The sequence below is a fragment of the Nocardioides nitrophenolicus genome, assembly GCF_016907515.1.
GTDB classification, from domain to species: Bacteria; Actinomycetota; Actinomycetes; order Propionibacteriales; family Nocardioidaceae; genus Nocardioides; species Nocardioides nitrophenolicus.
Window position 1 is genome coordinate 4,795,950 of the sequence record NZ_JAFBBY010000001.1, and the last position, 13,159, is coordinate 4,809,108.

Genomic DNA, 13,159 nt, shown 5'->3' on the forward strand with positions numbered 1-13,159 from the left:
GGTCGCGCTACTCGGAGGCGGCAGGCAGCAGCTTCCTCGATGTCGCCAGGGCCTCGCGGACCAGCGCGGAGCGGTCGTGGCCGCTGCGGTGCTCGGCGACCCGCTCGTTGCCCTCGGCGACCCGGACCGGGCCGTCCTGCAGCAGGGCGAGGGCCTGGCGGGCGACGTCGTCGGGCTCGGAGACGTGCATGCCGGGGATGTCGAAGTTGAGGCCGGCGCGCTCCATGGCGGGGGTGCGGGTGACGCCGAGGACGAACTCGAGGACGTCGACGTCGTACGCCTGCATCTCCAGCCACAGGCCCTCGGCGAAGACCCGGCAGAAGGACTTCACGGCGGCGTAGATGCTGATCTGGGCCGCGCCGAGGTAGCCGGCCAGCGAGCCGATCAGCAGGATGCCGCCGCGGCGCCGCTCGCGCATCGGTGCGCCGAAGAGCTGCACGAGGGCGAGCTGGGCGGTGACGTTGAGGTCGATGACGCCCTGGAAGCGGTCGAGGTCGCCGGTGACGAACTCGTGGCCGTAGGTGTTGGCACCCGCGTTGAAGACGAGCAGCCCGACCTCGAGGTCCTCGGTGACCTCGGCGACCCGCTCGATCGCGTCGGGGGCGGTGAGGTCGACCGCGAGCGTGCGGACGTCCACCCCGAGCTCACGGCACGCGGTCGCGGTCTCCTCCAGCGGGCCGGGCTTGCGGGCCAGCAGGACCAGGTTCAGGCCGGTCTCGGCGAGCTGCCGAGCGAAGGACGCACCGACGCCCTCCGAGCCGCCGGCGATGACGGCCCAGGGGCCGTGGCGTTCCAGGTCGACGCCCATCAGGCGTGCACCTCCGTGTCGAAGTCGTTGGCGTGGTGGTCGGGGTTGGTCCTCAGCGGGGCCTCGTCGATGACGGAGAGGTCGCCGCGTACGGCGGCCTCCCGGATCGCGTCGCGCAGCGCGGCGCAGCCGGGGAAGGTCGCACCGTTGGGTCCGGGCCGTGGGGAGGAGGCGCGGCGCTCCATGCACGCGGCGAGCGCCGCGTCGTTCCACTGGATGCTGGTCTGGTCCCACGAGCTCTTCCGGGCCTCGACGACGGCCCCGCAGGTCCCGCACGAGACGGGCTGCATGGGGCCCTCGGCGAGCCGTACGTCGGGCCGGACGGCCATCAGACCGGCTGGCCCGCGGCGGCGTCTCGCCGAGCGATGTTCTGCTCGACCTCGTGGCGCCAGGCCTCGTTGGGCTTGGTGGTGTCGATCTCGAACTCGAAGCGCTCGACCATCTCGGGGGTCACGTCGGCGGCGTCGACGTAGAACTGCTCGTACCAGCGCCGCAGCTGGTAGACCGGACCGTCCTCCTCGCACAGCAGCGGGTTCTCGATGCGGGCCTTGTTGCGCCAGATCTGCACGTCCTGCTCGAAGCCGATCCGGATGAAGTCGCCGAGGCGGCGCGCGGTGGCGGTGGCCGCGTCGTCGTCCACGCCGGCGGGCTTCTTGGTCATGATCCCGTACTGCAGCACGAACGAGTTCGCGTCGATCGGGTAGTGGCAGTTGATCAGCGTCGTCGGCATGTCGTTGCCGTCGCTGTAGTGGTAGGTGACGTCGTCGATCATGAACGACGGGCCGTAGTACGCCGCAGTCGACGTGGTGCCGGTGCTCTTCGGGCCGTCGCCGCTGTTCTGGGGGCGGGCGACGTCCTCGCGACCGGTGCCCGTCATCAGCTGGGTCGCGACCGAGCCCTCGAAGATGTTCTTGAAGTACGTCGGGAAGGTGAAGTGCACGTAGAAGAAGTGCGCCATGTCCACGACGTTGTCGACGATCTCGCGACAGTTGGAGCCCTCGATCGTGGTGGTGTACCAGACCCAGTCGGTCCACTCGGGGTTGTCGTAGCCCTCGATCCGCGGGATGACGGCGTCCTCGGTCGGCGGGTTGCCCTCCGGGTCGTTCCAGACGAAGAGCATGCCGTCCTGGGTCATCGTGGGCCAGGCGGCGGTGCGGGCGCGGAGCGGGACTCGACGGGCGTAGGGGATCTGCTTGCAGCGGCCGTCGCCGCCCCAGCGCCAGTCGTGGAACGGGCAGGCGATCTCGTTGCCCTTGACCTCGCCCTGCGACAGGTCGCCGCCCATGTGGCGGCAGTAGGCGTCGAGCACGTTGATCGCGCCGTCCTCGCCGGCGAACACGACGAGCTTCTGGCCGAAGGCGTTGACCTGGTGCGGCGTGCCGTCCTCGAAGTCGCGGACCAGACCCAGGCAGTGCCAGCCGCGTGCGAAGCGGGTGGGTGGCGGGCCCGACTCGATGTGGCGGACCTCGTCTCCGACTGCGGTCATGTGCGGATCTCCCCTCGAGGGCTCGTCGCGCCGATGGGTGCCGATGGACGGGACGCCGGGCGCGGATGTCTGGTCCGGCGAGTCTGTCCGGGGTCGTACGACGGCCGGTGCCGTCGGTCCCACTCACCGGAAGGGTCGCGGCCCGGGCGACGGGCCCGATCACCCGGTCCGGGATCCCACTGACCGGTAGCATGCGACGCGATCGCCCCCGTCCGGTCGGACCATCGGGACGCAGTCACCGGAGGGAGTCAGCAGTGCCACGGATCGCGGAGGGCCGGCCGGCGGCCAAGCCGAGCTCGAGCGTGCAGAAGGACCGCTACCAGCGGATCCTGCGGGCGGCGGCCAAGCTCGGCGCCCAGCACGGCCTCGAGCACGTCCAGATGAACGACGTCGCCAAGCAGGCCAACGTCGCGATCGCCACGCTCTACCGCTACTTCCCCTCGAAGGTCGACCTGTTCAGCTCGGTGATGCGGTGGCGGGTGGGGGAGTACGACCAGCAGCCCGAGACCGTCGAGGTGGCCGACCCGGCGGCCGGCGTGGCGGACCTGCTGATCCGGATCAGCCGGGAGATGGCCCGGATGCCCAAGCTCTCGTTGGCGATGATCCAGGCCAACAGCCAGGCCTACGCCATGGGCTCCCAGGAGTCGGCCTTCGACGACGCGCGCTTCGCGCGGATCGTCCAGCGCGCGGCCGGCATGACCGACGCGACCGAGGAGGGGGAGCGGCAGATCCGGCTGATCGTCTCCTGCTGGTTCGGAACCCTGGTCTCCCTGCTCAACAACCGGTTCTCGATCGAGGACGCGGAGGACGACATCCGGGCCGCCTGTGCCCTGCTGCTGCGTCCCCTCGACGCGTGAGGCGCGGCCACTCCCACTGACCGGTGATCGCCGCGGCCCGGGGACGCGATCGTCCCTAGGGTCGCGGTCATGCAGAGGTTCAGCGGCACCAATGTCATCGTGACCGGCGCCGCGTCGGGCATCGGCCAGGCGACGGTCGTGCGCCTGGTCGCCGAGGGGGCGGCGGTCTTCGCGGTCGACCGTGATGCGGCGGGGCTCGCCGACACGGTCGCGACGTCGGTCGGGCCCGGACGGGTCAGCACGGCCGTCGTCGACGTGACCGACGAGGCGGCGGTCGTCGCCGCGGTCGGCGCGGCGCGCGCGGAGCTCGGCAGCGTCGAGGTCCTCGTCAACGTCGCCGGCGCGCACCGTACGACGCCGATCGGGTCCCTGACGGTCGCCGACCTGCGGGAGCTGTTCGAGGTCAACCTGGTCGGTACGGCGCTCTTCTGTCGCGAGGTGGTCCCGCTGCTGCCGGAGGGCACCGGGGTGATCGTGAACGTCGCTTCGACGTCGGCCGCCCACGGCAACCCCTACATGTCGGCGTACTCCGCGTCGAAGGGCGCCGTCCTCGGCTTCTCGCTGAGCCTGGCCGCCGAGCTGGTCGGCCGCGGGATCCGGGTCGTCCCGCTCTCGCCGGGCACCGTCGACACCCCGCTGACCCGCAGTGTCGCCGTCGAGCCCGGTCTCGACCTCAGCGCCTTCGACCGGATCCGCTCGCCCCTCGGCCCGGCGCGGCCGGAGCAGATCGCGGCCGCCGTCGCCTTCGCCGCCTCGTCCGACGCGTCGTACCTCACCGGCCTCGACCTGCGGGTCGACGGCGGCTCCCACATCTGACCACCCCGACTGACCCAGACCAGCACGGAGGAGACCCATGTCCCGCACCATCGCCGTCACCGGCTCCGCCTCCGGGATCGGCGCCGCGCTCACGAGGATCCTCGAGGCCCGCGGGGACCGTGTCATCACCGTCGACCGGGTCGACGCGGACGTCGTCGCCGACCTCGCCACCGCCGAGGGACGTGCCGCCGCCGTCGTCGGCATCGCCGAGCGCTGCGACGGTTTCCTCGACGGCCTGGTGACCTGCGCCGGCACCTCGGTCCCGAGCCCGCTGATGGTCGAGGTGAACTACTTCGGCACCGTCGAGCTGGTCGCCGGGCTGCAGCCGGCTCTCGCGGCCTCGGCGGCGGGCCGGGTGGCCGTGGTCGGCTCGATCTCCGGCACCCAGCCCCACGACCCCGAGCTGGTCGACCTCCTCCTCGCCGGCCGTACGACGGCCGCCACCGACCGCGCGGCGGCCCTGGTCGAGGAGGGCGCACCGACCCGGATCTACCCGTCCACCAAGGCGGCGCTCGCCCGGTGGGCCCGCGCGACCTGCGTCGCGCCCGGGTGGGCCGACGCCGGCGTGCCGCTCAACGTGATCGCCCCCGGCGTCATCCTCACCCCGATGAGCGCCGGCCTGATGGACGACCCGAGAATGCGCGCCGTGATGGACGCGGCCGTCCCGATGCCGCTCAACGGGTACGCCGAGCCGGAGGCCCCGGCCGAGCTGCTCGCCTGGCTGGTGAGCGAGGTCAACAGCCACGTCACCGGACAGGTGATTTACGTCGACGGTGGCGCCGAGGCGACGCTGCGACCCGCCGAGCACTACTGAGCGGGCCCCGATGCCGATCGACCTCGCCACCGCCCTGGCCGCACCGCCGGCGGTCCGCGCCATCTCCTGGACCCGGCGCGACGTGCTGCTCTACCATCTCTCGCTCGGCGCCGGCCGCCACGCGGACGCCGACCCCGAGCTGGCCTACACCTTCGAGCAGGGGGTGGACGGGCAAGGTCTCCAGGTGCTGCCGACGTTCGCGGTCGTCGCGGGCAAGGCGATCTCGGCCGGCGACGAGCCGAGTGCCCCGGCGATGCGCATGCCGGGGATCGACGTCGACCTGCACCGCGTGCTGCACGGCGGCCAGGCGCTCACCGTGCACCGCCCGATCCCCACCGCCGGCAGCGCCGAGCTGAGCACCTGCGTCGCCGACGTCTGGGACAAGGGCAACGCCGCCGTGGTCGTGCTCGAGCACCGGGTCGCCGACGCCGACGGCCCGCTGTGGACCGGGCGGATGCAGATCTGGGTGCGTGGGGAGGGCGGCTTCGGCGGCGGGCCCGGACCGGACCCGGCGTGGAGCGCGCCCGACCGGGCTCCGGACCACGTGCTCGACAGTCCCACCGACCCCGGCCAGGCGCTGCTCTACCGGCTCAACGGCGACCTCAACCCGCTGCACGCCGACCCGGCGTTCGCGGCGTCCGCCGGCTTCGACCGGCCGATCCTGCACGGCCTCGCGTCGTACGGCATCGTCGCGAAGGCGCTCGTCGACCGGCTCCTCGACGGCGACGCCACCCGGCTGCGCGGGCTCGCGGTCCGCTTCGCCGGGACCCTGGTCCCCGGGGAGACGATCCGCACCTCGGTCTGGTGCGACGGCGACCGCCTCGTCCTGGCGGCGTCCTGTCCCGAGCGCGGCGACCAGCCGGTCCTCAGCCACGCGGTGGCGGAGGTGACGGCGTGACCGAAGTGCCTCCCGGTCAGTGGGAAGCGCGCCGTCGCGCGCGCCGAGCGGCGACCTACGCTGCCCGACGTCTCGGGGGATGTGACCCCCGACACCGTCTGAAGGGATGCGAGCGGATGTCCTTCGATCCGATGCCAGCCGCGCCGGCCGGCGCGGGGGCGGCCCGATGAGCCGCCGCCTGGCGCTGCGCCTCGGCGAGCTGGTGGCCGTGCTGCTGCTGGTCAGCTTCGGCGTGTTCATGATGGTGTCGCTGATGCCGGGCGACCCGGCGGTGGCGGTGCTCGGCGAGGGCCATACTCCTGCCGAGTACGCCGCGAAGCGCACCGAGCTCGGCCTCGACGGCAACGTCTTCGCGCGGTACGCCGAGTGGCTCGGCCACGCGCTGACCGGTGACCTCGGCCGTTCGCTGGTGCCGCCGAACAGCGACGTCATCCAGCGCGTCCTGACCGCGCTGCCCGTCAGCGTCGAGCTCGCCGGCCTGGGCCTGCTGATGGCGCTGGTGCTCGCGATCCCGCTGGCCATGTGGAGCGCCTCGCACGAGGGCGGCCTGGTCGACCGGGCGATCGGCGCGTCGATGTTCGCCATCTTGTCCGTGCCGTCGTTCCTCGGCGGACTGCTGCTGATCGCGATCTTCGCCAACGGGCTGGGCTGGTTCCCGCGGGCGCAGTGGGTGCGCTTCGGCGACGGACCGCTCGACAACCTCTACCACGCGTTCCTGCCGGCGCTGACGATCGCGCTGATGGAGCTCGCGCTGTTCACCAGGGTGCTGCGCAACGACCTGCTGGTGACGCTGCACGAGGACTACATCCTCGCGGCGCGCGCCAAGGGGATGCCGCCGCTGCGGATCCTGCTGCGCGACGCGCTGCGTCCCTCGTCGTTCTCGCTGGTCACCCTGCTCGGCATCAGCCTGGGCCGGCTGATCGGCAGCACCGTGATCGTGGAGTACCTGTTCGCACTGCCCGGCATGGGCAGCCTGGTCATCAAGTCCGCCAACAACGGCGACTTCCCGATGGTGCAGGGCGCCGTGCTCCTCATCGCCGCGATCTACGTCGTGATCAACGCCGGGATCGACCTCTCCTATGGCTACCTCGACCCAAGGACCCGCCGTGCTCATGCCTAGGAAGAACCCCGTCGGGTCGACGCGCTCGGCCCGCGGCCTCGGTGTCCTCGGTGCCGGGATGGTCGTGGCCGGCCTGGCGCTGCTGGTCGTCGGCTGGAGCGCCCCGCTGCTGCTGTTCGTGAAGGCCGTGCTCGTCCTCGCCGGCGTCATCGTCCTCGCCCAGGGCCTGTCCCGGGTCGTGTGGGCGGTCCGCGGCGGCCGGCCCGACATCCTGCTGTGGCTGTGCTGCGGCTGGCTGGCGCTGCTGGCGGTGGTCGCGCTGCTGGCGCCGGTGCTGCCGCTCGGCGAGCACGTCGACGTGGTGAAGGCGCTGGACGCGCCCATCTACCAGGCGCCGAGGCTGCTCTCGGACCATCCGTTCGGCACCAACAACTACGGGCTCGACATGCTCTCCCGATCGATCTACGGCGCCCGGACGTCGCTCGTCATCGCGCTCTCCGCGGTCGCGATCGGCACCGTCGTCGGCGGCAGCATCGGCGTCGTCGCGGGCTTCCTGCGCTCGGGCGTCGACAGCGTGGTCGGCATCCTCACCAACGCCCTGCTCGCCGTACCGCCGCTGGTGCTGCTGATCGCGCTCGCCACCGTCCTCGAGCCGAAGCTGCGCAATGTCGCCCTCGCCCTGGCGCTGCTGACCATCCCGAGCATGATCCGGCTGGCCCGGGCCAACACGATCGCCTTCGCCCAGCGCGAGTTCGTGCTCGCCGCCCGGGCGATGGGCGCGACCCGGCTGCGGATCATGTGGCGCGAGCTGGTGCCGAACGTCGTCCTGCCGATCTTCTCGATGATGGTCGTGATGATCTCGGTGCTGATCGTCGCCGAGGCGTCGCTCAGCTTCCTCGGCTTCGGCGTCCAGGCGCCCGAGCCGACCTGGGGGAACATGATCTCGGAGGCCGAGGGCAGCACCATGCAGGAGCACCCGCACATCGTCCTGGTGCCCGGCGTCTTCCTGTTCCTGACCGTGTTCTCGTTCAACCTGCTGGGCGAGAAGGCCCAGAAGCGCTGGGACCCGAGGAGTGCGAAGCTGTGAGCGACCAGACGGTTCTCGAGGTCGAGGACGTACGCACCGAGTTCCAGACCGCCCGCGGCCTCGTCCGCGCGGTCGACGGCGTCTCGCTGAGCCTGCGCGCGGGCGAGACGCTCGGCATCGTCGGTGAGTCCGGGTCGGGCAAGTCGGTCCTCGGGCGCACGATCATGGGCCTGATCACGACGGGTCACGGGACGCAGGTGCACGGCAGCGTGCGGATCGCCGGCCAGGACGTGCACGCGATCAGCGCCAAGCAGCGCCGTGGGCTGTGGGGCTCCGAGGTCGCGATGGTGTTCCAGGACCCGATGACCAGCCTCAACCCGGTCAAGCGGGTCGGCACCCACATCACCGAGGCGCTGCGCCTGCACCTGGGCCTGGGCAAGGCGGCCGCGGCCGAGCGGGCGATCGACCTGCTGCGTCAGGTCGGGATCCCGGAGCCGGCGCGCCGGATGAGCCAGTTCCCCCACGAGCTCTCGGGCGGCATGCGGCAGCGGGTCGTCATCGCGATGGCGCTGTGCTGCGATCCCCGGCTGCTCATCGCCGACGAGCCCACCACGGCCCTCGACGTCACCGTGCAGAAGCAGATCCTCGACCTGCTCACCTCGCTCGCGGAGAGCCGGCAGATGGCGACCATCCTGATCAGCCACGACCTCGGCGCCGTCGCCGGCCGCACCGACCGGGTCCAGGTGATGTACGCCGGGCGGGTGGTCGAGCGGTCCGCCACCGCCGAGGTGTTCGCAGGTCCCCGGCATCCCTACACCGAGGGGCTGCTGGCCTCGATCCCGCGTCTGTCCGACCCGCCGCACACCACGCTGCGTGCGATCGTCGGCTCACCGCCCAACATGGCGAACCCGCCCGAGGGCTGCCGGTTCGCGCCACGCTGCCCCTACGTGCAGGACCGCTGCACCGCGGAGCAGCCCGAGCTGCTGGAGATCGGTGCCCGACGTACCTCCCACGTCGCGGCCTGCCACTTCCCGCTGCCCGACGTCGAGCTCGACGCACCGCGGGCCGCCCTCGCAGAGGAGATCAGCTGATGGCCGGAAGCGGAACCGCCCACCTGCGGCCCGACCAGGCGCCCGTGCTCGCCGTCGACGACATGGTCGTCGAGTTCCCCGTCGGCCGCGGGCAGAAGGTGCACGCGGTGTCCGGGCTCAGCCTCGACCTGCTGCCGGGGGAGACCCTCGGCATCCTCGGCGAGTCCGGCTGCGGCAAGTCGACCGCCGGTCGTGCGGTCATGCAGCTGCCGTCGCCGACGTCGGGCACCGTCCGGCTCGGCGAGCACGAGCTGACCGGCCTGACCTCCCGGCCGCTGCGCAAGGCGCGCTCCCGGATGCAGATGATCATGCAGGACCCCACGTCCTCGCTGAACCCGCGTCGCAAGGTCAAGGACCTGGTCACCGAGGGGCTGGCGATCTGGGGCTTCGAGGGCAGCCAGCAGGAGAAGGAGGAGCTGGTCCGCGAGACCCTCTCCGCGGTCGGCCTCGACCCCGACGTGGTCTGGGACCGCCGTCCGCACGAGCTGTCGGGCGGCCAGTGCCAGCGGGTCTGCATCGCCCGGGCGCTGATGATGAACCCGGAGGTCCTGATCTGCGACGAGCCGGTCTCGGCGCTCGACGTCTCGGTGCAGGCCCAGATCCTCAACCTGCTCGAGCGCACCAAGCAGCGCTACGACCTCAGCATGGTCTTCATCGCCCACGACGTGTCGGTGGTGAAGAACATCAGCGACCGGGTGATGGTGCTCTACCTCGGCAAGACCTGCGAGGTCGTCCCGTCGGACCGCATCGAGCTGGACGCCGCCCACCCGTACACCCGGATGCTGCTCGCCTCGATCCCCGGCGCCGGCGACCGCGAGCTGAGCGCGTCGGCGGCCGCCGTCGAGCTGCCCTCGCCGCTGAACCCGCCTTCGGGCTGCCGGTTCCGCACCCGCTGCCCGCTGGCCACCGAGCGATGCGCCGAGCAGGAGCCGGAGCTGCGGGAGGTCCGTCCCGGGCAGTACGTCGCCTGCCACCACCCGATCGTCGACCCCAGCACCGAGGAGTGAGCCGGTGAGCACCGCGCTGCCCGACGCCATGGCCACCGCCGCCGCGGTCCGCAGCGGCGAGACCACCGCGCGCGAGGTGGTCGAGGAGAGCATCCGCCGGATCGAGCGGCTCGACCCGCGGCTCAACGCGATGGTCGGCACCCGGTTCGACGAGGCGTTGGCCGAGGTCGACGCCGGACTGCCCGACGGCCCGTTGACCGGGGTCCCGGTGGTCGTCAAGTCGCTCGCCGCCGACGTGGCGGGGCTGCCCACGACGGGCGGCAGCCGCCTGTGGGCCGACGACGTCGCCACCGCGGACAGCGAGCTCGTGCGGCGCTACAAGGCCGCGGGAATGGTGGTCCTCGGCACCACCAACACCCCCGAGCTCGGCAAGAACGCGAGCACCGAGCCGGTCCTGCACGGCGCCTGCCACAACCCCTGGTCGCTCGACCACTCCACCGGCGGATCCAGCGGTGGGTCCGCCGCGGCGGTCGCGGCCGGCCTGGTGCCCGTCGCCCACGGCAACGACGGCGGCGGCTCGATCCGGATCCCGGCGGCGGTCTGCGGCCTGTTCGGGCTCAAGCCGAGCCGCGGCCTGATCCCCGGGGCGCCGTACGCCTCGACGATCTCCTCGCCGACCAGCGTCCACGGCGCGCTCACCACCACCGTCCGCGACTCCGCCCTGATGCTCGACGTCTCGGCCGGGCGCGCTGCGGGGCAGGCGACCTTCGCGGCGACCGCACCCGCCGGGGGCTACCTCGGCTGCGTCGAGCGGGACCCGGGCCGGCTGCGGATCGGGCTCGCCACGGTGGTTCCCGACGGGCCCGCGGTCGACCCCGCGGGGGTGGTTGCCGCCCGTCGTACGGCGGACCTGCTGAGCGATCTCGGACACCAGGTGGTCGAGATCGCCCTCCCGGTCGCCTATCCCGACTTCGCCCGCCACTCCGGCGTGGTCATGGGCGCCAACCTGGTCGCGCACGTCGACGACCGGCTCGCCGAGCTCGGGCGGGGGCTGCGCGACGACGACATCGAGCCGTTCACGCGCGTCATGTACGACCGCTACTCGTCGCTGCCGATGGCCGACCTGCTGCGCGCGCTCGAAGGCTTCGAGCAGGTCGGCTTCGCGACGGCGGCGCTCTTCACCGGCCCCGACGCGCTGGACGTCGTACTGACTCCGATGCTGTGCCTGCGGACGCCGAGGCTGGGGGTGCTCGACACGACCACCCCGGAGGTGATGTACACCCTCGCGCCCGGCATGGCGGGATTCACGAGCCTGGTCAACGTCACCGGCGGGTCGGCGATGTCGGTGCCCGCCGGGTTCGACGCCGACGGGCTGCCGCTGGGCGCGCACTTCTTCACCGACCTCGGCGGCGAGGCGCTGCTGCTGTCGCTGGCCGGCCAGCTCGAGCGGGCCGCACCCTGGCCGCGGCACGCGCCGCTGGCCGGCTGAGCCGCGTCGACAGCCCGCGGCGGTGGAGCTGATCGTCGTCGCCGGTGTGGCGGTCGTGGTCTTCGTGGTGGCCGCGCTGGTCCAGGCGGTGACCGGATTCGGGTCCGCGCTGGCCGCCGTACCCGGTCTGCTGCTGGTCGCCGACCCGGCGCACGCGGTGGTGGCCGCGACCGTGGTCAGCCTGGTGCTGACGGCCGGCGTGGCCGTGCGGGAGCGACCGTACGTCGACCGGCGCGACGCCGTGGTGCTGACCGTCGCCGGGGTCGTCGGGATGCCCGGGGGACTGGTCGTGCTGAGTGTCGTCGACGAGGGGCCGCTGGCGGCTGGTATCGCCGCGGCGATGCTGGTGATGGTCGCCCTGCTGGCGACCGGACTCCGGGTCGACGGGCGTGGCCTGCCCTTGGCCGGCGTCGTCAGCGGGGGCCTCCTGACGTCGACCGGGATGAACGGGCCGCCGCTGGTGACGGCGCTCGTCGACCGGGAGCCGCGGCGCTACCGGGCCACCCTGCAGGCGGTCTTCGCCGGGCAGGACGCCGTCGCGGTGGTCGCCTTCGCGGCGCTCGGACACATCGACGCCGATGTGCTGATGCTGGCGCTCGGCGGTGTCGCCGGGCTGCCGCTCGGGTGGCGCGTCGGCGACGCGATCTTCGACCGGGTGTCCCCGGAGCGGCTACGGCCGCTCGTCATCGGCACGCTCGTCGCCTCGGCGGTCGCCGTCCTGGCGACCACCGTCGCGTGAGCGTCGGGGCGTGCGTCAGCCGTTGATCGTCTCGACGCCGGTGGTGTCCAGCTTCGCGACGCTGTACGCGGCGTACGTCTGGTGCGGCGAGCGGGCCTCGAAGTACGGCGTCAGCCGCGCGTCGAGCTCGCCGACGCTGAAGGTGCCGTCGGCGGCGACGAAGGTGCTCTCGACGGTGGGCGCGGCCATCAGCGCGACTATGTCGCCGTATACGACGAAGACCTGGCCGCTGATGCGCTCGGCGGCGGGGGAGGCGAGGTAGCCGACGAAGGACGCGACCCGCTCCGGCGCGAGGATGTCGAGCCGCTGGGTGTCGCCGTCCTCCGCGAAGACGGCGGAGGTCATCGCGGTGCGGGCGCGCGGGCAGATCGCGTTGGCGGTGACGCCGTACCGCTCCAGGCCGCGGGACGTCGACAGGGTCAGCGCCACGATGCCCGCCTTGGCGGCGGCGTAGTTCGACTGCCCGGCGGCGCCGTACAGGAACGCCTCGGAGGCCGTGTTGACGAACCGGCCGAACACCGGCCCGCCGGCGGACTTCGACGCCGAGCGGAAGTACCCGGCGGCGGCGCGGGAGACGGCGGCGTGGCCCTTGAGGTGGACCCGGACGACGTCGTCCCACTGCTGCTCGGTCATGTTGAAGAGCATGGTGTCGCGGGTGATGCCGGCGTTGTTGACGACGACGTCGAGGCCGCCGAAGGTGTCGACGGCGGCGTCGACGAGCTGCTCGCCCATGCTCCAGCTGCCGACGTCCCCCTTGACGGCGACCGCCCGGCGTCCGAGCGCCTCGACCTCGGCGACCACCGCGTCGGCGGCGTCCCCCATGTCGTTGACGACGATGTTCGCGCCCTGGGCGGCGAGCGCCAGTGCCTCGGCGCGGCCGAGCCCGGCGCCCGCGCCGGTGACGATCGCCGTACGACCGGTGAGGTCGGTGTTGCCCACGACTTGCTCCTTCGGTTGGTCCTGCCCCTGTCGGCGTGGTGACCCTAGGAACGCCGGCCGTGGCTCCGCGAGCGCCACTCCCGCTCACCGGGTGGTGCCACGCCGGCGGCTGCTTTCCGCTGAGCAGGACCGCGCTCCGGACGACCGGGCCGCCGCCAGCATCATGACCGCGGGACCGCGCCGTGCGG

At 72.6% G+C, this 13,159-nt stretch carries 14 protein-coding genes; 10 read left to right on the plus strand and 4 right to left on the minus strand.

The window, feature by feature from the left end; all coding sequences use genetic code 11:
• Nucleotides 1-7: 7 nt before the first annotated feature.
• The 3 genes from JOD66_RS23100 to JOD66_RS23110 are packed head-to-tail and all read right to left on the minus strand — an operon-like array spanning nt 8 to nt 2,294.
• On the minus strand, nt 8-808 hold the full coding sequence (locus JOD66_RS23100) for an SDR family NAD(P)-dependent oxidoreductase (protein ID WP_204839152.1): 801 nt from the start codon (nt 806-808) through the stop codon (nt 8-10).
• Nucleotides 808-1,137, minus strand: coding sequence for a hypothetical protein (locus JOD66_RS23105; RefSeq protein WP_204839153.1), 330 nt, complete (start codon nt 1,135-1,137; stop codon nt 808-810). Before JOD66_RS23105 ends, JOD66_RS23100 begins: the two co-directional genes overlap by 1 nt.
• Nucleotides 1,137-2,294 carry a 3-ketosteroid-9-alpha-monooxygenase, oxygenase component gene (locus tag JOD66_RS23110; protein WP_204839154.1) on the minus strand — a complete coding sequence of 386 codons (1,158 nt, stop codon included), beginning with the start codon at nt 2,292-2,294 and terminating at the stop codon, nt 1,137-1,139. The genes JOD66_RS23105 and JOD66_RS23110 overlap by 1 nt, the downstream gene beginning before the upstream one ends.
• A gap of 254 nt (nt 2,295-2,548) precedes the next feature.
• Between JOD66_RS23110 and JOD66_RS23115 the strand changes: the two genes are divergently transcribed.
• The 10 genes from JOD66_RS23115 (at nt 2,549) to JOD66_RS23160 (ending at nt 12,032) form a co-directional block, all read left to right on the plus strand.
• The gene (locus JOD66_RS23115) at nt 2,549-3,151 is read left to right on the plus strand and encodes a TetR/AcrR family transcriptional regulator (RefSeq protein WP_204839155.1); all 603 of its coding nucleotides are present in this window, start codon (nt 2,549-2,551) and stop codon (nt 3,149-3,151) included.
• A gap of 69 nt (nt 3,152-3,220) precedes the next feature.
• The gene (locus tag JOD66_RS23120) at nt 3,221-3,967 is read left to right on the plus strand and encodes an SDR family NAD(P)-dependent oxidoreductase (protein ID WP_204839156.1); all 747 of its coding nucleotides are present in this window, start codon (nt 3,221-3,223) and stop codon (nt 3,965-3,967) included.
• Nucleotides 3,968-4,004: 37 nt separating this feature from the next.
• Complete coding sequence (locus JOD66_RS23125) at nt 4,005-4,781, plus strand: SDR family oxidoreductase (RefSeq protein WP_204839157.1); 777 nt, start codon at nt 4,005-4,007, stop codon at nt 4,779-4,781.
• Nucleotides 4,782-4,791: 10 nt separating this feature from the next.
• Entirely contained in the window at nt 4,792-5,679 is an 888-nt protein-coding gene (locus JOD66_RS23130) for a MaoC/PaaZ C-terminal domain-containing protein (protein ID WP_204839158.1), read from the plus strand.
• A 166-nt stretch (nt 5,680-5,845) separates the two neighbouring features.
• Nucleotides 5,846-6,799 carry an ABC transporter permease gene (locus tag JOD66_RS23135; RefSeq protein WP_204839159.1) on the plus strand — a complete coding sequence of 318 codons (954 nt, stop codon included), beginning with the start codon at nt 5,846-5,848 and terminating at the stop codon, nt 6,797-6,799.
• On the plus strand, nt 6,792-7,826 hold the full coding sequence (locus JOD66_RS23140) for an ABC transporter permease subunit (RefSeq protein WP_204839160.1): 1,035 nt from the start codon (nt 6,792-6,794) through the stop codon (nt 7,824-7,826). The genes JOD66_RS23135 and JOD66_RS23140 overlap by 8 nt, the downstream gene beginning before the upstream one ends.
• The gene (locus JOD66_RS23145) at nt 7,823-8,857 is read left to right on the plus strand and encodes an ABC transporter ATP-binding protein (RefSeq protein ID WP_307823673.1); all 1,035 of its coding nucleotides are present in this window, start codon (nt 7,823-7,825) and stop codon (nt 8,855-8,857) included. The genes JOD66_RS23140 and JOD66_RS23145 overlap by 4 nt, the downstream gene beginning before the upstream one ends.
• Complete coding sequence (locus tag JOD66_RS23150) at nt 8,857-9,864, plus strand: ABC transporter ATP-binding protein (protein ID WP_204839161.1); 1,008 nt, start codon at nt 8,857-8,859, stop codon at nt 9,862-9,864. Before JOD66_RS23145 ends, JOD66_RS23150 begins: the two co-directional genes overlap by 1 nt.
• A 4-nt stretch (nt 9,865-9,868) precedes the next feature.
• A complete protein-coding gene (locus tag JOD66_RS23155; protein ID WP_204839162.1) occupies nt 9,869-11,293 on the plus strand; it encodes an amidase in 1,425 nt (474 codons plus the stop codon).
• 22 nt (nt 11,294-11,315) lie between these two features.
• Entirely contained in the window at nt 11,316-12,032 is a 717-nt protein-coding gene (locus JOD66_RS23160) for a sulfite exporter TauE/SafE family protein (protein WP_204839163.1), read from the plus strand.
• A gap of 15 nt (nt 12,033-12,047) precedes the next feature.
• Here JOD66_RS23160 and JOD66_RS23165 read toward each other — a convergent pair whose 3' ends face one another.
• Complete coding sequence (locus JOD66_RS23165; RefSeq protein ID WP_204839164.1) at nt 12,048-12,971, minus strand: SDR family NAD(P)-dependent oxidoreductase; 924 nt, start codon at nt 12,969-12,971, stop codon at nt 12,048-12,050.
• Nucleotides 12,972-13,159: the final 188 nt, after the last annotated feature.